The sequence below is a fragment of the Pseudoalteromonas sp. L23 genome, from assembly GCF_021728455.1.
Lineage (GTDB): Bacteria > Pseudomonadota > Gammaproteobacteria > Enterobacterales > Alteromonadaceae > Pseudoalteromonas.
This window is the reverse complement of sequence record NZ_JAKKCW010000010.1, coordinates 96,781-118,349: the sequence shown is the minus strand read 5'-3', so window position 1 is coordinate 118,349 and position 21,569 is coordinate 96,781. Positions and strand designations below refer to the sequence as shown.

Sequence of the window (21,569 nt, the reverse complement as noted above, 5' to 3'; positions counted from 1 at the left end):
ATTAATTCTTCCTAAGCAGAGCATTTAACCAAAGCTCGTTATCGCGGTTGGGTCTTCTATCTTCCGTCACCCATTGCTTGATGATGTTGAGATTTGGACATATTGTGATAACTTTTGATAATCCGTCTTCATTGAGATCTGTAAACTTGCGGCCATTGTGCTCCCGTTCACCCGCACCATATTTGAACGACACATACAACACACCATGAGGTTTAAGCGCGTCTTGTAACTTCACAAAAACATTAGACAGGTCTTTCTCTGCCACATGTAAAAGACTAGCGCAGGCCCAAATACCATCAAAAGCAGCAATATCTTGTATCTCTTCAAAGAATTGGTGTCTCACTGGTTGGCCTAGTCGTGTGCCGGCAATCTTCACTAGCTTTTCGCACGCATCCATTGCGCTAACTTCATAGCCAAGTTGTTTGAACGCGACAGCGTCGCGGCCACTGCCACAACCAGCGTCTAAAATGTGAATATGACGTTTATCACGCTTTGGTAATTCAGGAAGAAACTCCTGATAAAGCGGTTGCATGTCCACATTGAGTGTTGAGTTTGCAAATTCATCTGCATGTTGGTTGTAATAAGCGAGCGTAATTTCGGACATCTTTTACCTAACATAACTTCATTTAGTGGCGCAGTGTAAATGACGAAAAGTATAATTTCCATGTCACCATTGAAACTCTGCTAACTCACATTTGCTGTCCGTTACCAATGTGATGCCACAGTAAAGCTGATCTTACTAATCTAAATGGTTAGATAAACGCTCAAACACATAAAGATCCTGTTCGTGAGCGGTTACTTCATCCTTAACCGCTGTATATATTCATTTGAAATTAGATGTAAACGAATGCTGAGAGTATTAAACCCGAAAATCCGTAAGTTTTGTAGTGATTTAAGTCAAGTTTAGATCTTTTTAAAATCAAAACAGCAACAAATTAGATTCATAAACAAAAATCAACAACATTAAAACCAATTAACTTAACAAATATTAAGCCGGAAAACTATTACTAAACATTACTGTCTCTTTTTATCGACCTGCTGATTAGATTGGTATTTTTGTGTTTTGCCTGTTGTTAGTTCGGTGTAGAGATACTGCGCTACCTTACCTTATATGAAGGTTTGCTTGTAGGCTGGCTATGCGAGGTGTCGATTCGGTTTACAACTTTTCCACATTCACCTACATTGGAAATGTAGCTTGGGTTTCAACAGGAAAGTGGCATGCACTTCAAAAATAAAATAACAAACGAGCGTTCTTACAATACCGGTGGCAGTGAGGCGAGTAGCCTTGAGAGCGACCGTGGGCGTATTATCAACAGTGCTGCGCTTAGACGACTGCAACAAAAAACCCAAGTGTTTCCGCTTGAGCGTAATGCGGCTGTGCGTTCGCGCTTAACGCACTCGCTAGAGGTGCAACAAAACGGCCGTTACATTGCTAAAAAAATTGTTGATGCGCTGGTGCAGCAAGGTAGACAAGATTTGCTGCAATATGAAGATAAAAACGGCCAGCAGGTGGATTTGTCTGAGTGTTTGGTTACTCTGTCTGAAATGGCCTGTTTGATGCACGATATTGGTAACCCTGCGTTTGGTCACTTTGGCGAGGCCGCTATCAATGATTGGTTTAAGCGCTATTTGTGTCAGCATCAACAGTTTGCAAAAAGTGCTCGGGCGGCGCTTAGGTATGGCTCAAAAGAGAGCAGAGCGTCTGATCTGGCGGTATTAAATCAAGAAATGGAGTTACTGCTCGATATTTGTAGTTTTGAGGGTAACGCCCAAGCCATTCGCGTTATTCATACGCTTTCTCGACTTAACCTTACCTATTCACAATGTGCCACTGTGATGAAATATACCCGCTGCGCGACTACACCTAAATCAACCGTGGCCATTGATAAGTCCTATCTGCAAAAGAAAGCAGGATACTATTTTAGTGAAAGTGGTTTTGTCAGTGAGCTGTGCGACAAATTGCAGATCCAAGTGGGTAATCGCCACCCGGTGACTTATATCATGGAAGCGGCTGACGATATTGCTTATTGCCTTGCTGATATGGAAGACGCCGTAGAAAAAGGCATTATTAGCGTAGATGAGTTAACGGGCTGTTTAATAGAGGAATATCAAAATATCGCAGCAGGATTTGGGATCACCGATGACAAGCTTTTAGAGCTTATGAGTAAAAAGCTGCACTATGCCAATGACAAAGCCAGCAAGCATATGGCGAATTTTGATAATGAATTTTTTATTTGGCTCCGCGTGGGGTTGTTGCACCCGCTTGCAGAACATGCCAAAACGCGTTTTATCGATAATATTGAAGCGATCTACGAAGGGAGTTTTAACGCTTCGTTACTGGAGGATAACAGCCACCTTCATGCCATTGTAAAATCGTTGAAAACGGTGGCGGCCAACAAGGTATTCTCGAATAAAGAAGTCGAACAGTTGGAGCTTCAAGGCTACAAGATCACCAGCAGCATATTGAATGAATATCAGCGAGTGCTTGACTTAGACGCTGATGAATTTAACGCAGCATTAAATGGCGAGCATGACTTTGCGATAGAGTCGCGATTGATTAATCGAATTTCCAAAAAGTATATTGCGGTATACCGCGAGACGGTCGCGAAGCTTAGTGAGGCTGAGCAAGCAGAGCCGATTTTTGAGTTTTATTATCGCAGCCGTCTTATTCAGGATTTTATTAGCGGTATGACTGATCAGTTTGCTTATGATACCTATCGTGCCTTGACCGCATTGGATTGAGGTTAATGGTTGAGAGAGTGAGCGCGCGATTTTGTTGAAAATCTCGCCGCGTGAAGCGGTTCCTACACAAGGTAGCAAGCGGATTTATTCTGTTAAAACAGATGACTATCGCGGCGTAAAGCCGCTGCTACGAGTGAGGTAAAAAAGGTAGAGAAAAGATCGCCGCGTGAAGCGGCTCCTACGCAAGGTAGCAAGCGGATTTATTCTGTTAAAACAGGTGACTGTCGTGGCTTAAAGCCGCTGCTACGAGTGAGGTAAAAGTAGAGAAATGATCGCTGCGTCCTGCACAAGTGGCAATAAAGAAGGAGGTGCAAATTGCACCTCCTTTGAGCTTTGTAATCTAGTAATGCTTTACATGAATATTAAAACGTCACGTTTACACCAAACCAAATATTGCGGGCTTTGTCTTTTACGTTGTAGTCGTCGCTAAATACGACTTCACTTACCACACCACGGCCGCTTAGGTATTCGTATTTACCATCACCGTTTAAGTCGTTGTAATCTGTGCTATAAGACGTAAAGTCTTCATCCAATAAGTTATTGATACGCGCAAACACAGTAACATTGTCGTTAAAGGTGTATTTAGCACCTAAGTGCAGTAGGTTGTAGTTTTTGTAGTACATGGCTTTGTCTAGGTTGTTGTCCCAGCCACGGTAACGATCAGAGCGCATTTCAGCATTTAGCGTTAGTGAGAACTCGTCTGTTACTTGCCAGTTTACCGTGGCATTTGCCATGTGTTCAGCGGTATTGGTTAGTGGTTGACCTTCTTGAGGGCCGCTCTTTTGCTCGCTGTCTGTCCAGGTGTAATTCGCGTAAAGTGAAACCGCATCCGTGAACTGGTAACGGCCTGCAAGCTCAATACCTTGGATCTCAACTTTGTCGATATTGATTTTTTGGCTATAAGTATCGTAACCAAGCTCGTCGTATACGCCCAAGTTCACGCATGGTTTTGCACCATTGGTTGCAGAGCAGCTCTTGATGGTGTCACCACGGGCGATTTTATCGTCAAACTCCGTTGAGAAGTAAGTGATATTAAAATTGTGGTTCTCTGTTGGGTGTGTCCAATACAATGCAACTTCGTTGTTTACGCTGGTTTCTGGTTCAAGATCGGGGTTACCTGCAAACGGTGACGTACCTTGACCACCAAAGCCGGTAATACCATTGTATAAGTCAGTCGTTTGTGGCGTTTTATAACCAGTGCTGATCCCGCCTTTTACTGTCCAATCATCAGACAGCTCGTATACACCGTATAGACGCGGAGAAAGTTGGCTACCAAATACATCGTGGTTATCGTGACGGACACCCACTGTAACTGTTAGCGGGTCGCTTAAGTGCCAGTTATCTTCTACAAATAGCGAGTACATTTGGTGTTCCTGAACGCCTTGATCAACGCCCGACTCCATACCAAATACGCCATCTTGTAATTCACCGTCAACCCACTGGCCGCCCACAACAAACACGTGATCGCCAAGTAAATCGTCAACTGGAATATCCACTCGCGCGTCTAGTGTATATTGGTTACTGTTCAGTGTACGCTTTGGACGTGGTAAGAATGTGCTTTCAGCAAGCGCTTTACGCTCAGCTTCTTCCATATCGGCATATTTGCCACTGCCATCATACATGGCTTGTAGTAATTTACGCTCAGCAACAGAAAGCGGCATAGTACGGCCATTGTTATCGGTATCAACAAACGCCAATGACACAAAAGATTCAATATCACCAAAGGTACCTTGGTGCGTTAGTGACCACCAGCTTCTGTCGAATTCTTGATCCGCCGCATAACCTGCGCGCGGATTTACCTTGCCACGGCGTGTTTGCCAGATTGATTCGATGTTGTCTTTAGTGCCAAGCGGATAGGTAATTTTGCCCGACTTAACGTCGTAGTTTGGTGTATTATCGTACTCTTGATTCGAGATATCATAATCAAAAGTAACTGTGTGGTTGTCGTTTGGCGTGAATACAAAGGTTGCACCCAATTGGGTGTTAGTGTTGTCTACTGTTTTGCCACCGCGTCCAAAGCCAAGTTCACGATGATGCAGCTCACCATTTGGATCGATTGCAGGTGAAAACTCAGGGTTTGAAGCTTGACGCTCATAAATGCTACCGCGAGCAGAAAAGTTGAGTAAACCTTTAACCAAAGGTCCATAGATACTGAAGTCAGTGGTAATGTCATCACCAAACTGGTCGTTTGTTTGCAAGCTTCGGCCAAAATCAATGCTGCCAGTCCATTCATCAACTGACTTTTTAGTAATAATGTTGATTACGCCGCCCATCGCATCTGCGCCGTAAAGTGTAGAAGCTGGCCCCCTAATGACTTCAATACGCTCAATGGCACTTTTAGGTGGAATATGGTTAAACGCGTTACCACCAAAGTTATTTGGGTAGATATCACCGTGGTTGTTTTGACGCTTACCATCAATAAGTAGCAGCGTATATTCACCTGTTAAACCGCGCATACTCACGCTGCCTTGCCCGGTTTTATCTCGAGTTGTGCCAATGTCCACGCCTTCTTGGTACTTCACGGCATCAAGTAAAGTCGTATAGGACTGAGCTTGAATGTCTTCAGCGGTGATCACTGAAATACTCGCTGGTGCTTCTGGTATTTTTTGCTCAAAGCCAGTCGCTGTTACCACGATGCGCTCCATGTCTGGCTGCGCTTTTACCGAATCAGCAAAAGCAACTGGACTAAGGGCTGAAAGCACCAAAGCAGAAAGTACACCACGTTTAAAAGGCGTGTTTGTCATTGTTAATATCCCAAAATTTATTGCATTAAAGTAAATTTTGGCGCGTACTCTAAATGGAAACTGAACAAAAGTCAAAAACATTGATAATTAATCTCATTTGCATTTTTGATTTAAATCATATTTAAGGGGCGTTATAGGCTTTTTGATTTTTCTTTTTTCTGCTTATGAAGAGATCGCCGCGTAAAGCGGCGATTTTTAGAGAAAAGATCGCGGAGTAAATCCGTTCCTACAATATACTCAAACCCTTGGTAGGAAGCGCTTTACGCGGCGATTATTAGAGAAAAGAGCGCGGAGTAAATCCGTTCCTACAACATACTTAAACCCTTGGTGGGAGCCGCTTTACGCAGCGATAATTAGAGACAAAATCGCGGAGTAAATCCTCTCCTACCACATATTCAAGCCCTTCGTGGGAGGCGCTTTATGCGGCGATTATTAGAGAAAAGCTCACGGGGTGAACCCGTTCATACAAAATACTCAACCCCTTGGTGGGAGCCGCTTTATGCGGCGATCAGTAAAGAAGAGACCACCGCGTAAAGCGCTTGCTACAAGCTAAACAGTAAACTCCCTCGCATTGTCGTTGAGGCGATGGCTGGTTTGCTCTAACTGCTCAACAATGGCCATAAACTCATTCATCCGCTTAATCGCTTCTTTAGAAATATCACTCAAACCATTGATATTAGTGTTAATGTCTTCTGTCACCGATAACTGTTCCTGTGAGGCGGTGGCAACACCTTGAGTCAAGTCTTTGATTTTGCTCACCGCTTCAAAGATACTATCGAGCACTTCGGAAGATACCATCACCTGCTCTTCCGTCGTTTGCACTTGGTGCTGGCTTTGCTGAATGGCGGTATTCGCACTCCCCGCTTTGGTTTGTAGCTGGTTGATAATATCGCGAATTTCTTCGGTGGATTTTTGGGTTCTTTGTGCAAGGGTCCGTACCTCATCTGCAACAACAGCAAAACCACGGCCTTGCTCTCCCGCCCTCGCCGCTTCGATGGCTGCATTTAATGCAAGCAGGTTAGTTTGTTCTGCAATAGCTTGGATAACGCTCACTACATTTGACACTTGGTCACTTTGCTCAGTCAACTCAGAGATAATATTCGCAGTTTCGTCAAAGCGCACTGACAAATCACTAAATTGCTGACTGGTTTGCGACATCACTTCCATCCCCCGCTGTGCTTCAAGTTCAACCTGATTGGCATAATCTGCGGTACTCACTGTGCTGGACGTGACCTCATTGAGTGTTGCGGTCATTTCTTCCGCAGCCGTGGCGATGGTTTCGAGACGGGCATTTTGTTCTTCGCTTATCTCTTTGTTACTGCGAATAAAGTGCGCTACTTCTTTGGAAGATTGCGACATCGCGCCACCTGCTGAGCCGATATTCGTGACTGTATTTTTAAAGCTACTGAGCATACGATTTACAATATTGGCCACCGCTTTAATCTCAGTTGCACCGCTTTCGTCTACCGTTTTTCTAAGATCGTTTGAACTGCCTATCTCTTCAAAAGTCCTACCAAGTAACTCTATCGGTTTCACGATACGACGACGAACTAAGTACACGCCAAATAAACTGAAGCATACGGTTATCACTAACATCACCATAGCCCACAAAACATAAGACTCTACAGCACTGTGAGCTTGCACAACATTTTGTTTGGTGCGGCTTTCAAGTTCAGTAAAAAACGATTCAACTGGCTTCATGATGTTGGCTTTATAGCGATGATAATCATCACTGTGGGTAAGCTTAACCGCTTTGTTCAAATTGGGCTCGCCTTGAATGGTGTAATTACCGGCACTATCTTTAAACTTACCTTTTACGGCGTTCATGGCTTCGACTTCTAATGCAACAAGGCCATCGGAATTGGCTTGTGCCTCACTTAAGTAGTTGAGCTCTTTTTGGCTAAAGCCCGCCGCTTTCATGGCATCGAGTAATACTTCTCGCTGACCGTCTGGTTTTGGTTTCTCACCATAGTTAAGCACCAAATCCCAATAAATTTTATGGTAACCTTCAGGCCTTGGCTTTTCACCATTACGGATCGCTAATACATCCATATACATCTTTTCGTATTTATCGTTCCCAGTTACCGCATAAGTTCTGCCCAATCGCGTTAAATCGTCGGAGCTTTGTCTTAATTCGTCGGCCAGTTGATAAGCTTTATATCGGTTGTCCGCCATTTGCTCAAAATCAAGCAAGGCGTTGTACATGTTAACAACCAATAAGGTAACGATGACGACAAAAACAATAATGCCACCGAATATAGTGGTCATGAGGATACGGATAGAGTTTAACTTCATGATTCTAGCCTTTATTAAAGCGTTCACAATAAAGACTAGTGCAGAGGGTGAGATTCTTCTAGTTTGAAATTGGGAACAGATCAAAGCTGAGAAAGTGCTCAGCAAAACACGGCATCCTTTAAAGGCAACCAACACTCATTCAAAACTTTAAAATTACATTTAATTCACTATAGTTACAAAAGCACAAATTAAGCTTACCTCTTTAATCCTGCAGTCTAAGGATCGTATATCAAATGATAATTATAAGGAATATGCTATGAAATATACCATTGTTGCGCTCTCTGTACTGCTTGTTGGTTGTAGTGGCAACCCCGAATATTCGTATATTGGAGATAGCCGCATCAATATGGCTGGAGCTTCCCAACTTTTTCCGCATGCGGAGTTTGTTACGATCGATTTAGCTAGACAAATCGCGGACGACAAAAAATTACAAAAATGGGAACATGATAATGGATTTTATCTCTATGGATACACTGTAGAGACGGCGGAACATCAAAGAGGTAGAAAAGTAGAGAAAGCTGTCAACTATAAACCCATATTAACTGATAAAAATTTGCATTGTGAGCAAAACAGTGACCCCGGGAGCAAACCCTGTATTCTAGCTAGGGCTCGACTAGACTACGCTTTTGACCTATACAGTAAAAATGACCAACACACTCAGCAACAAATAAGAAATGAACTACAAGATCGGATCATCGCGGCATCTGAACAAAGATGTAATGTCTATAGGATGTACTTAAAACGCACTGAGTCACGCAATAATTTTATGCTAGGTACCTTAACAACAGTGTTAGGCGGTGCTGGGGCGCTTTTTACGAACCAAGTAGGCAACCGCATTCTTTCTGGCCTAGCAGGAATAACGAGTGGTGTTAGGGCTGAGTTTAACCAAGCTTATCTGGCAAGTCAGGCAGCTCAAGTGATCACTAAGGGGATAACAGCTAGACGAAATGAGTTACGAACAAAGTTGAACGCTAGGCGAAGTGAAAATACAACACAATATACGCTGCAAGCAGCTATCGCTGATGCCATACACTATCATGGTGCTTGCAATATTTTAACGGGTTTGGAAGCTGCTGAATCAGCCATCGAGAGAGTAGAGAATCCTGGCTTAGATTTAATGACTAAGTCGCTCTATAAAAGTCGCCATGTAGAAGAGATTTTACAGGGAAAAACACCTGAGCAGTTTAAGTTCCAAAGCTTTTCCGAATCCAAATCGACTCAACCAGAAAAGACATTGGCGCTACAATTTGACACAAAACTCGCCACTTTAGGAAGCAATTTAGTCCAAGCATTTTATGCTAAAGCTGAAGAACGACCACATCTGAAAGCTTTACTTTTAACGCTCAAAGACGAAAAGACAGCTGCAAGCAAGAAATGGATTGAAGCTATCAACGAGAAATACGTTGATTACTTGAACAAAATTCAAAATGCGTACACAGAAGAATTAGACAATCTCAACAGCTATACTGATGAACAAGACATATTAGCATCTCAGTTAAGACTAAAGGCGCTAGAAACACAATTACTCGCCCAACAAAAGCTCGTTTTACACCAACTAGAAGCATTTAATACCGCTCTTGATAGCGTTACAACCAATACCAAATCTCTAGCGCCTACTTATCAGTATCTTTTTGACTTTTTACCAACCTTTCCATAATTTATCAAAAAATAGATTAAAGGAGGAAGTGCTCCCCTCCTTTTTTACATAATATTAAATACTGGCAGGCATGCCCATGCAGCTTGCGTAGTAAGTGGTCGTTGCTGGCCAATCAGAGAATACGCCGATTACGCCAACCTCTTTGGCCAATACATCTAGTACTTTAAAGGTATCACCATCGTTATCTATCATCGCCTCACCTGACAGACTGCCGTTGATGCTTTGATAATACCAACCACCACCGCTGGCTAAGTGACCAGAGCGCTCTAGTGTCCAAGTGATGATCCCAAGCCCTGCTGCTTTTGCAGCTTTGGCATATGGTGAGGGAACGATTTTCCCCCCTTCTTCGGTTAATAACATCCAAAGTGGCGGTGCGATAATGTTAACACCATCCGCTGCAAGCTCTTCCATCGTTGGTGAAAGTAGCTCTGGGTTATGCACGATTTGCTCTGCTGATACCATGGTTTCATTGTCTACTGCTTGCGCTTCGTATCTGTCGTCCAAATACACTGCCTGTGCACCAAACTCTGGATTTTCTTTTATCCAATAGACGACATCGTCACGATTAAATGACTGCGCCCAGACATTTTTTGGATCTACATTTGCGGCTTTATATTCGTCAATCATTTTTTGTGCGTAGGCTTCTTGTGTAAAACCGTCAAAAGGCATGGCGACAGACGGAGTCTTCAGCTCTGGCGTCATTTTCACGCCTAAACTTTTAAATAACTCAATACTCTGGGCATGGGTCATTAAAGTGCCACGGCTCGAATATAAATCGGTGCGCCAATTTGCCGTGCCATCCATATATTCCGCTACAGTTGTAGCCATTGAGTTCGCGGCATCCATTTTACCTTTTAATGTCTTAAACTCAGCCAAAGTAATGTCGCTGGTACAACACATAGCTTGGGCTGCAATTCCATTTTCAGGATCGCCTGGTACAAATGGTGTTGTACATTTTTGGCCTAAATCCGTTGCTAAAATATTTGTTGTAGTGTGTAAATCACATTGTGAATGGCGACAAACCAGCTCTTTGTCTTTGGTAAAAGCAACGTCACACTCTAAAATCCCAGCCCCCATTTTAGCTGCCGCAATATAAGATTCTTTGGTGTGTTCAGGAAACTGCATTGGCGCACCACGGTGCCCAATTGAAAAGTCTGTTTTATAAAAAGGTCCGTTAGCACACTGCTCAAGCTTAGTTTTGAGTGCACTGTCTTCCATATCTTGAATCAAGAAATCAGGCCGTGTGCCCACTTGCATGGCACTTGCGCTACCTGCTGGCACTTCCACAATTACCGGAACTTCAACGACTTTTATTTCAGTCTCCGTTGTGATCACCGGCTTTTCAACCTGCACAACCTCCACAGAATCATCATCACATGCACTCAGTAATAATGCAGCTACGATCGCAGAACAAACGCTTATCTTATTCATTGTAATACCATTATTATTTTAAAGAAGGCTTACGCTAGACGCTTTGTATTACGATTACGGGAACAAATCATGATTTTTTAGTTACATATTTTTAACTAAATATAACTCCCTTGACTGGATAATGGTTGTGTAATTTGAATATAAAGAAAAAGAGCCTGCAGTTAACAGACTCTTAGATGCGAGATAATTATCTAAGCCATTAATTAACCTGAGCTGCGGATAATTAATGCCTTTCTAGCAGCCAGTTTTAGCGCTAACTGCGTTGAATTCACTTCCAATAGCCAGCTATTGGTGCGTAAATTCGCCTTGCCTACAGGATGTAGGTACCTTAGCGAGAGCAGGACGCGGAAGCGGTGTTTTCCCTAAAACTCTCTGGCTAGAGAAGGAAAAAACTAAGCTGTTCTTTAGAAACAATGAGTTGGAACATTCCTTATCCAAACCTCAGGTTAATTAACTATTTGGCCTCTTAACTCACCACTTGGATTTGCTGGTGTATGCACATTCACGTAGTGACCACCGCCAGCCAGAATCGCAAATATTTCCGCTGTCAATGCTGCATTGGCCGGAGCCATCCAGCGATTGGCATCACTACTATCTTGCATTAACGTTAGTAAAACAGGGCCGTTTTCACCAGCAATACCAGTATGTATATGCGCAGCCGTTGCATCGGCAACACCTGAGGTGAGGACTTGTAATTCAAGGTCGAAGCCGTTTCGATTTACCAAAGCATATCCACTACCTGTGGCTGTGGTTGTAACGACTGGGACTTCTTGCTCGCCACTCAATGGAAACGCTACCAAAGTGTAGTTGTCAGTGAGGATCTGGCCACGTAGCTCACCACTCGCATTTGCTGGTGTATGCACATTAACATAGTGACCACCCGATGCGAGCACTGCAAAAATCTCGGCATTGATCATGGTGTTGTCTGGCGTCATCCATACATTCATATCATCGGTGCTTTGCTCAAGGCCAACTAAAACATCACCATTCATGCCGATCCGGCCGGTATGAATATGTGCCGCCGTTGCATCCTCAACACCCATTGTCACTACACGAAGTTCAACTTCATAATCGTTTGTGTTAACCAATGCATAGCCGTCCCCTGACGCCATGGTCGATACTGCAGGAACCTCTTGCTGACCTGAAAGCGCAAATGTAGCGAGCGCATAATTGCTGGTAAGAATTTGGCCACGTAGCTCACCACTGGGATTGCTAGGGGTATGGACATTAACATAGTGACCACCTGATGCGAGCACCGCAAAAATCTCAGCATTGATCATAGTGTTGTCTGGCGTCATCCATACATTCATATCATCGGTGCTTTGCTCAAGGCCCACTAAAACATCACCATTCATGCCGATCCGGCCGGTATGAATATGTGCCGCCGTTGCATCTTCAACACCCATTGTCACTACACGAAGTTCAACTTCATAATCGTTTGTGTTAACCAGTGCGTAGCCGTCCCCTGACGCCATGGTCGATACCGCAGGAACCTCTTGCTGTCCTGATAGCGCAAATGTAGCGAGCGCATAATTGCTGGTAAGAATTTGGCCACGTAGCTCACCACTGGGATTGCTAGGAGTATGGACATTAACATAGTGACCACCCGATGCGAGCACCGCAAAAATCTCAGCATTTATCATAGTGTTGTCTGGCGTCATCCATACATTCATATCATCGGTGCTTTGCTCAAGGCCTACTAAAACATCACCATTCATGCCGATCCGGCCGGTATGAATATGTGCCGCCGTTGCATCCTCAACACCGCTAGTGACAACTCTGAGTTCTACTTCATAGTTATCAGTGTTAACAAGAGCATAGCCATCACCGGATGCCATTGTTGTTACTGCTGGCACTTCCTGTTTGCCGGATAAGTCAAATGTCGCAACTGCGTAATTGTCCGTCAGGATTTGGCCGCGGATCTCACCATTTGGCAGCTCTGGCGTATGAACATTGACGTAGTGTCCACCCGAGAGCAAAACATTCAACGTCGCTTCGTCGATCATCGTGTCATCTGGCGTTACCCAGTCTGTCATTACTTCGTCGTCCTGCTCTAACACCACAAGTACATCGCCGTTCATACCAATGCGGCCCGTGTGAATATGTGCAGCTGTGGCATCATCAACGCCCATAGTCACCGCGCGAAGGTAAAGCTCGCCATCGGTGCTGTCGTATGACGCATAACCATACCCCATGGCACTACTTTCATTCATTGGCACCTGTTGTGAGCCATCTAATTTAAACGTGATCACGCTTACCGTGTCAGGCACAATCTGAGCGCGTAACTCGCCGTTTGGAAAGGCTTCGGTGTGTAGATTAATATACCAATCACCATCCAACATATCCTCAATTAGATCCTCAGACAGATCTGTGATCGGAATACTCACTTTATTGTCATCTGATGCTTCAAAGGCGAATGCCACATCGCCATTCGCCCCCAAATCACCATCGTGAATATGTGCAGCACTAAAACCTTCGACGTTGCTGTAGTCGAGTGTTGCTCTGAGTTGCATCAGATTTTCATCAAGCTCAACTGTTGCGGAAGCGGTTTGCATTGACGTATTCATCGGCACTTCTTGCTTTCCTGATAACATCAATTCAAAGGTCTTAGTCGCTGAAAACTCTTGGGCTGGCGGCGGTGGCGGAGGTGTAACAGTATCGTTATCGTCATTATCGCTGCATGCCATAAGAAGCATGAAGCTGGCACTTACTATAAACTTTTTCATTATACTCATCCTGTAGACTCGGTTAAAAAGAATGACTTTTGTCACCCATAGCTAACCCTTACGAACAGGTTTGAATAAAAGTTCATCAAATTTGCAAAATTATTGTATATTTTTTGTCTGTACCTAATTGCATCAACTGCAATAGCAACTTTTGCCTGTTCATCCATTGATACCGATGATACTAACGCTTGAATGGCATTACATTCAGCTCAGTGATATCAATGAATTTCTCACAATAATTGTGAAACCTCATTGCCATATAAGAGTCATATTTTTGTGATTAAGTAGCTGCTTTAACAATAATAATCAGGATATTTTATGTTTAAGCACTCACTTATCGCGCTCTCTTTGCTTTCTCTTCTCACAGGTTGTTCACTTGATGGTGACGATGGCGCCACAGGCTCGCAAGGGCAACAAGGCGTTGCCGGACAAGATGGTAACGATGGTCAAAATGGTACAAATGGCTCCGACGGCCAAGATGGAGCAAACGGACAAGACGGAACCAATGGCACTAACGCCAATAGCGTGCTTGAAATAAGTCTTGTGGGACGCGCAGTGCTTAATGCAGAAAGCCCTGAAGGCGCCGCAGAAATTGTCGCTTACCAAGCATCCAAAAAATGGATATATGCCATTAATAGTTCAGGCAGTGCCGCTGTGGTTGAAGTTATTCCAGCAACCAGCTTTGATACGGCCACTCTGGTCAAAAATAATGAAGGTGTTATTACCGCTACAAATTTAACATCAGCCATGACTATCAACTTAAACGACAATACACCCGGCGACGCAAACAGTATTGCAGTTGACGAAAACAACCAACTATTGGCAGTTGCAATGGCTGCCAAGACTACGGGTGACGCAGGACAAATCGCTTTTTATGATATCTCAGGTGCAACTCCGGCCTTTGTTAAAAATGTAACGGCGGGTGCACTACCTGATATGGTTACCTTTACTCATGATGGCAGCAAGGTCGTGGTCGCAAATGAAGGGGAACCCGCAGGTGACTACAGCGTTGATCCTGAAGGTAGCATCAGCATTATCAACCTTACAAATGGCGTAGTTGCAAATACAGCAACACAATTAAACTTTAGCGCATTTAACACCAAGCAAGCTGAGCTAGAAGCACAAGGCGTTGTCTTCGCCAATCCAACTGGTCGCACTATCAATGGCAAACTTATTAATACGACAGTTGCGATGGATTTAGAACCGGAATATGCCACCATCTCTAAAGACAACCGCTTCGCTTATGTTTCAATCCAAGAAAACAACGCACTCGCTATCGTAGATCTCAGTGACAATAGCCTTAATTTAGTCGGTTTAGGATTCAAAGACTGGTCTAATTACACCATGGATGCCTCGGATAAAGATAAAAAGATCAACTTTAAAAAGTATCCCGGTCTTTATGGCATGTATCAGCCAGACACTATCTCCAGCTACACGTGGAAAGGCGCTAACTTTATTGTCTCTGCCAATGAAGGTGATGGTAGAGAGTACTTTTTTGATGCTGCGGATGAAGCCGACTGTACCGCGAAAGGTGGTCTAGATTACGATAAAGACGATGGCTGTTTAGCGTACATTGATGAGAGCCGTGCCGAAGATCTCACCCTAGCAAGCAACTTTGCTTATCTTAATAATGACGATGACGACATTGGTCGCCTTAAAGTCACAACGGTGAAAGGCGATGAAAATAATGACGGCCAATATGAAGCGCTGTACACCTATGGTGCACGTTCATTCACCATTTGGGATAGCAACGGCCTTGTGGTGTTCGACTCTGGCGATCAAATCGAGCGGATCACAGCCTCCGTGCATGGCGCACAATTTAACAATGATGAAGACACCAATGAAGGCGATACGCGCTCCGATGCAAAAGGCCCAGAGCCGGAAGCACTAGCGCTAGGTCAAATTGGTGAACGCACTTTTGCATTCGTTGGCTTAGAGCGTATGGGTAGTATCATGGTTTACGATATCACCAACCCTTACGATGTTAAGTTTGAAGATTATTTTTACAACCGCGGATTAGTTGAAGATGCCGAAATCAGTGGCGACTTAGCCCCTGAGGGCATGGCATTTATTCCTGCCGAAAAAAGTGCAACTGGCGAAGCCTTATTGGTGATCGGTAATGAAATTTCCGGCTCAGTTGCGGTATGGCAAATCTCTGAAAAATAAAGCATTCACATTATGTCGCTGTGGGAGACGCTCTATGCGCCGATCTTGATGAAAAGATCGCGGGGTGAACCCGCTCCCACAACATATTCAGCCTTTGGTGTGAGCCACTTTACGCGCCGATTTTGATGAAAAGCTCGCGGGGTGAACCCGCTCCTACCAAATACTCAAGTCTTTGGTGGGAGCCGCTTTACGCGCCGATTTTGATGAAAAGCTCGCGGGATGAACTCGCTCCTACAACATACTTAAACCCTTGGTGGGAGCCGCTTTACGCGGCGATCTTTAGGTTATTCTGACAATCCTTTAACCGTATTTGTGAGGTTTTCTGCACCTTGCTTTATTTCATTCATTACTTTATTCACTTCATCGATTTGTGCAAGACCGAGCTCGGTGCTTTCGGACACCGTATTCATCAGTGCGGTGGCTTCTTTAGTTAGCACTTCGTTCTGATTTACCACATCATTGATTTCGTTGGTCGACTGCGAAGTACGTGCGGCTAAACTTCTTACTTCATCGGCTACCACCGCAAACCCTCTTCCCTGCTCGCCCGCTCTGGCAGCTTCTATCGCTGCATTGAGAGCTAACAAATTGGTTTGCTCCGCAATCGCGCTGATGGTGGACACAATTGCCGAAATCCCTTTTGACTGTTCATTAAGCTGTGCTATTGCGGCCATTGCACTTCGCACTTGATTAGAAATAAGTCCAGAGGTACTGACAGACTCTTGCAGCAGCAAACTCGCACGGGCCGCTATTTGCTCGGTTTGCTCAGATGTCACCTGCGCAACTTCGGCAGCTTGTGCGACTCGATGCGCTTTTTGCACCCGCGCCGTGATATTCGTCGCAAACTTTATCACTTTAATGACTTTGCCGTGTTCATCAAAAATAGGGTTGTACGTTGCTTCAATCCAAATATCTTCGCCATGTTTACCTAAGCGATGAAAGCGACCACTTTTATGCTGTCCTTTTGCTAGCTCTTGCCAAAAATTTGGCTGCTCTTTATAAAAGCTGTCGTCACAGAACATTCGATGATGCTGACCTTTAATCTCACTGAGTTTATAACCCACTGTTGCCGTGAAATTTGGATTCGCATCTAAAATAACGCCCTCGGGTGTAAACTCTATGGTTGCCATGGATTTGTTTAGCGCTTTAGCTATCGCTTCTTGTGCTTTGATGGTGAGTTTTTCTGCTGTGATGTCATTCGCAATTTTAACAATACGGGTGACTTTGCCATTCTCTTCAACTGGGAAATAGGTAGCATCAAGCCAAACTACATCACCTTTTTTGGTAAAGCGTTCAAAATTACCATACTGAGCCTGGCCATGTTGAAGGCTTGCCCAAAAACTGCGATATTCCGAAGAACTTACATAGTCTTTATGGCAAAAAATACGATGGTGCCGCCCTATCACTTCAGTCTCAGTGTAACCCACGACAGCAAGAAAATGTTGGTTGACTGCTGCTATTTGACCATCGGGTGTAAATTCAATCTTTGCGACCGCTTCATCAATCGCAGAAAGTAATGCCCGAGCACGCTTGAGTTCAGCGGTCAAATTTTCAACTTCTTGATTTGGCTTTCGAAAAAAATTCATAAGCTATTCCATAACAAACAATATGCATGACCGCATTATTATCATAATTTTGGTAATAAAGTATGAATTATAGATAAGAAAGTGGAATTTGGTGCACTAGAGTATCCACCAAAGTAAAAACAAGCCGCGCGCTTACCACACAAGCAACGCGACTTGGCATTATATCAATTGTATTGACTAACCAGTGCAGCGCTTTGGTTAACTACTTCTGTACCGTCAGACGGTAATCACCCGCACCGCTGTATGAATAAACCAAGATGCGGTAGTAACCTGAATTTGCCGTATAGTTAATTGACTCTTGTGAGGTCGGCGTCTCCGAAATGGCAACTTGTTGCCATGCACCACCTTGCCAAGCTTCGAGTTTCAAATCGAAGTCTGCGTTCGCCGGTCCCTCTAACGTAAGTGCGATTGTGCCACCGCTGTACTGAAACCAACTGCCGTCAGGTTGTATGGCTTGTTGCTTGTCCGTTAAGTATCCAGTGTAAACATCTCCCGCTGGTGGTGGGGTTGTACTACCGCTTACGGTAAATTGGATCTCTGCAGCGGGATCAGAAATATTGCTGATGGACAAGCCCGAGTCGCTTCCATTCCACCATAGCGCATTCGTCCCTTTGCTACTCAACGCATTCGGCAGTGTGGCACTAAACTCTCCGGCCACATCAAATAAATCGCCATTATCCCCACGGTTTCGGCCATTTTCAGGATCTCGCTTGGCATCACCATGCTCCATTTGGATATACGGATACCATTCATTCGAGTTATTGCCCGCGGAATCAACGTGCCAAATAGCCAAACCTGAATCGAGTTGCTCTGAGTTTTGTCCCGATTGATGAATAGCCTCAATGTAAAAAGCTTCATTCGCGTTACTTGGGTTGGTCCATTTATATGAGCTATTAGCGCCTGAAATATGGCTGAGCCTTCCTGTTGGGGCATTGGCATTTACGGCTGGGTTAAGTTCAGTTACCGTATCCCAACCAGCTATGGCTCTAAAGTGTGCAACAGGTGGCGTCGGCTTAAAACGGTTGGAAGCGCCAATCGCGCCAAACCCCATAACACCAAAACTTGCGACAGAGCCCTCTGAGCTGCCATCATAATCATAAAGATCGGGCCAATTTGTGATCAAGTGACCAGATTCATGGACAAAGGTGCCAATTGCAAGGCTATTTCCCATATCAGTGATTTGATAGCGATCGGTACACACGCCATCAGCACAAAAACGTGGACTGAGCCTTGCCATATGTGGCCATAAGCCTTTAGACCATGCACTATCAGAGTTGCCAGCATAAAAAATATTTAACCCACGGATCTGCCCGCTACCATTTGTAGTCAGCGAACTAAAATCAAATCCCTGTTGAAATTCAAGCCAATTTAGCGCTTCTTTTATGAGTTCTTGCGAGCGTACTGTTGAGCTTAATGCGCTATCCGCGTAATACGCTTTGTTTTTCTTTGCGGTGTAATAAGCCGTTACCGTATTGGTATAATCGAGCTTGCCTCCAGAGACCGACGAAAAATACCCTCTTACTGACTGCGCGTTACCAAATTCATTGTAATTTTGGTCATTTAAAAAACGCTCAACTTGCGCTTTTGTGATAGTGCCGCGCTCATCAGGGAAATCAATGATGATGGTTAACCCTTTTACTTGACCACTGATCTCAGCATTCAACGCCGTTTCATTGTTATTGCGTTCAAACTGATGCGTATGTACCAAGTCGACAGGTGTTTGGTTTTGACCCAACATTACTTGTTGTGCCGCTTTTACTTTTTTTGCAATAGCAGCGGATGATAATCCTTGCCGCTCAGTTGAAACTGAGCGACTTTTTATTCCCAGTTTTTCTTGTTCAGTAACTAACTTACCTGTTGATATAAGTCGCTCACCATCGGCCGAAACCTGAGCGTAAGCCATGCCTTTAAGCGAGGCGTCATACACTACAAGCTCGCCGTCAAGTGTACGCTGCTGAGCAAAGTACGTATTACCATTAAGGATAAGTGTGATCACCTCACCACTTGGTTGGGTAAATTGGTACTGTTCATTTTTATAAGGTATAGCCGCGTTTACTGCGACACTGGTTGCCAATAATGACGTTGCGATAATTGCTGATGTTAATTTCATTTTTCCTTTCCTAGGTTACATGTTGTACAACTCGTTAACATACAGAAAGGATACAAAATTGCAACAACCACCAGCCCATTAAAGGTACAAAATTTATCAATTAGATAAATAACAAATAGTTACAACGATTACAATTTCATCATTTTAGAAGCTTTTACATTTCAAAGTGAGCAAAAAAAACCCATTTAAACTATTTTTTTCAATTTATAGTTTACAAGTACTAAACATTACATTAGCATTGGTCTCGTTCCTTTGGGGCTGCACCTTTTTACCTGCGTAACTAGGCGTGCCTAAAGTCACAATTGAACTCCCGAGAAGTAGAGCTTGCCGACTAGGATGTTGGCATTATTGGGATTTCCTTGGCACAGCTTGTTGCTATTGGAGTTTTTATGCAGGCCAGTATGGCCTGCTTTTTTTTTGTCCAAAATTCGCTTTGGACCAATTGCCGAGTGCGATTCAACTAGTTAAACTCAAAGTACATGTTCCTGATTTGATGTAAACCATGTCGGCACTACGTAAACCCATTTCGGTGTTAGTCGTAATATACAACGAGCATAATGAGTTTTTGCTATTACAAAGGGCAGACGACAAACACTTTTGGCAATCGGTAACTGGGGGAGTTGATCCCGGTGAAACTCCAATGGCTACCGCTTATAGAGAGTTAAAAGAAGAAACCAGCATTGACGCCGCGGCGCTTGGGATCACCATCCACTCGCATAATAAAACGAATCAATACACGATAAGACCACAGTGGCGCCATCGCTATGAGCCGGGTGTTACCATGAACACTGAGCATGTTTTTAGTGTCCAAGTACCGTCAGGGATCAACGTGGTACTTGCTGAAGATGAACACACGGACTTTATCTGGCTAAACAAAACACACGCTTGTGAACGCGTCTGGTCCCCAAGCAATCGACAGGCAATAGAACTTATAGGAGTATGATTGAGCTATGTTTACATCATTAGGATCTTTACAAACACCATGTTTAGTTGTTGATAAAATTGCTTTTTTACATAACCTTTCGCGCATGGAAAAGCATCTTGATGCTTTTAATGTGGCTCTTCGCCCACATTTGAAAACGGTAAAATCTACTGCAGCCGCAAACTATATTTTGGCCGACAAGCAAGCGGGATGTACGGTTTCCACCCTAAAAGAAGCAGAAACGTTTGCAGCGGAAGGTTACACCAATATCACTTATGCGGTGGGGATAACAGAGGATAAGTTACAACGCGTTCTTGTCCTTATCAATCAAGGTGTCAATTTAACCATACTACTAGACAGCATGGAACAAGCTATGTTTGTCTCTCAATTTTGCGCGGAAAATGGCTGTAAAATTAGTTGTCTGATAGAAATCGACTGTGACGGACATCGGGCAGGACTTAGTCCTAAAAACAAAGAGATCGTGACAATCGCAACCATACTGGAAAGCGGTGGTTTATATCAGGGCTTGCTTACACATGCAGGCGGCTCATACGCCTGTAACACCCTAGAGCAGCTAATACAGTTTGCAGAGAAAGAGCGCTCAGCGGTTGTGGCTGCCGCCTCGATGTTAGAAGAAGCCCAAATAGCCACAACAGTGCTGAGTATTGGCTCTACACCAACAGCGCTGTCAACGCAAAACCTAGATGGGATCACTGAAGTGCGAGCTGGGGTCTACACATTCTTCGACCTTGTTATGGCTGGTATCGGCATATGTGATATCGAAGATATTGCACTAAGCGTGCTAACACGTGTCACTGGTATCAAGCGTAGTGAAAATAAACTCTTTATAGATGCAGGTTGGATGGCGCTTTCAAGAGACAGGGGTACCGCGAGTCAAGCGTTTGATTGCGGCTATGGCCTCGTCTGTGACCAAGCGGGTAATTTGCTGCCTGGGCTCAAAGTAACCTCAGCAAATCAAGAACATGGCGTTATTGAATGTGAACCCGGCTTCACCTTACCAGACGTGAAACATGGTGACCTACTACGTATTTTACCAAATCATGCATGTGCAACAGCTGCTCAGCACTCGGGCTATCATGTGTTAAGTCATGATGACATCGAGTTTTGGCCAAGATTTGGGGGGTGGTGATAGCTGTACCGCCCGACACAGGATCAGGAGCATGCTTAGTGGA

General features: G+C 44.1%; 12 protein-coding genes. 5 read left to right on the top strand and 7 right to left on the bottom strand.

Going from position 1 to position 21,569, the window contains the following annotated elements:
* Position 1 precedes the first annotated feature (1 nt).
* The gene (locus L3V43_RS16545) at positions 2 to 604 is read right to left on the bottom strand and encodes a class I SAM-dependent methyltransferase (protein ID WP_237116986.1); all 603 of its coding nucleotides are present in this window, start codon (positions 602 to 604) and stop codon (positions 2 to 4) included.
* A 614-nt stretch (positions 605 to 1,218) separates the two neighbouring features.
* Between L3V43_RS16545 and dgt the strand changes: the two genes are divergently transcribed.
* Positions 1,219 to 2,742, top strand: a complete 1,524-nt coding sequence (dgt, locus tag L3V43_RS16540) for a dGTPase (protein ID WP_237116987.1) — start codon at positions 1,219 to 1,221, stop codon at positions 2,740 to 2,742.
* Between the two features lie 362 nt (positions 2,743 to 3,104).
* On the opposite strand, the gene L3V43_RS16535 is transcribed toward dgt, so the two are convergent.
* Positions 3,105 to 5,486, bottom strand: coding sequence for a TonB-dependent receptor (locus L3V43_RS16535; RefSeq protein ID WP_237116988.1), 2,382 nt, complete (start codon positions 5,484 to 5,486; stop codon positions 3,105 to 3,107).
* Between the two features lie 549 nt (positions 5,487 to 6,035).
* The gene (locus L3V43_RS16530; RefSeq protein WP_237116989.1) at positions 6,036 to 7,781 is read right to left on the bottom strand and encodes a methyl-accepting chemotaxis protein; all 1,746 of its coding nucleotides are present in this window, start codon (positions 7,779 to 7,781) and stop codon (positions 6,036 to 6,038) included.
* Positions 7,782 to 8,037: 256 nt separating this feature from the next.
* On the opposite strand from L3V43_RS16530, the gene L3V43_RS16525 reads away from it, so the two are divergent.
* Positions 8,038 to 9,438 carry a hypothetical protein gene (locus tag L3V43_RS16525; protein ID WP_237116990.1) on the top strand — a complete coding sequence of 467 codons (1,401 nt, stop codon included), beginning with the start codon at positions 8,038 to 8,040 and terminating at the stop codon, positions 9,436 to 9,438.
* 54 nt (positions 9,439 to 9,492) lie between these two features.
* Here L3V43_RS16525 and L3V43_RS16520 read toward each other — a convergent pair whose 3' ends face one another.
* A complete protein-coding gene (locus L3V43_RS16520; protein ID WP_102058538.1) occupies positions 9,493 to 10,869 on the bottom strand; it encodes a glycerophosphodiester phosphodiesterase family protein in 1,377 nt (458 codons plus the stop codon).
* A 446-nt stretch (positions 10,870 to 11,315) separates the two neighbouring features.
* Positions 11,316 to 13,595 (bottom strand): CHRD domain-containing protein, encoded by a 2,280-nt coding sequence (locus L3V43_RS16515; RefSeq protein ID WP_237116991.1) that lies wholly within the window; start codon positions 13,593 to 13,595, stop codon positions 11,316 to 11,318.
* Positions 13,596 to 13,913: 318 nt separating this feature from the next.
* Between L3V43_RS16515 and L3V43_RS16510 the strand changes: the two genes are divergently transcribed.
* On the top strand, positions 13,914 to 15,761 hold the full coding sequence (locus tag L3V43_RS16510; RefSeq protein WP_237116992.1) for a choice-of-anchor I family protein: 1,848 nt from the start codon (positions 13,914 to 13,916) through the stop codon (positions 15,759 to 15,761).
* 284 nt (positions 15,762 to 16,045) lie between these two features.
* Here the strand turns inward: L3V43_RS16510 and L3V43_RS16505 are convergent, their stop codons facing one another.
* Together L3V43_RS16505 and L3V43_RS16500 are read right to left on the bottom strand one after the other, a co-directional pair.
* Entirely contained in the window at positions 16,046 to 17,344 is a 1,299-nt protein-coding gene (locus L3V43_RS16505) for a PAS domain-containing methyl-accepting chemotaxis protein (protein ID WP_102058535.1), read from the bottom strand.
* 202 nt (positions 17,345 to 17,546) lie between these two features.
* Positions 17,547 to 19,454 (bottom strand): M6 family metalloprotease domain-containing protein, encoded by a 1,908-nt coding sequence (locus tag L3V43_RS16500; RefSeq protein WP_102058534.1) that lies wholly within the window; start codon positions 19,452 to 19,454, stop codon positions 17,547 to 17,549.
* A 502-nt stretch (positions 19,455 to 19,956) separates the two neighbouring features.
* Between L3V43_RS16500 and nudB the strand changes: the two genes are divergently transcribed.
* Positions 19,957 to 20,397: a dihydroneopterin triphosphate diphosphatase gene (nudB, locus tag L3V43_RS16495; RefSeq protein ID WP_237116993.1), complete on the top strand. Its 441-nt coding sequence runs from the start codon at positions 19,957 to 19,959 to the stop codon at positions 20,395 to 20,397.
* Between the two features lie 7 nt (positions 20,398 to 20,404).
* Positions 20,405 to 21,526 (top strand): alanine racemase, encoded by a 1,122-nt coding sequence (locus tag L3V43_RS16490; RefSeq protein WP_102058533.1) that lies wholly within the window; start codon positions 20,405 to 20,407, stop codon positions 21,524 to 21,526.
* The last annotated feature ends 43 nt before the right edge of the window (positions 21,527 to 21,569 follow it).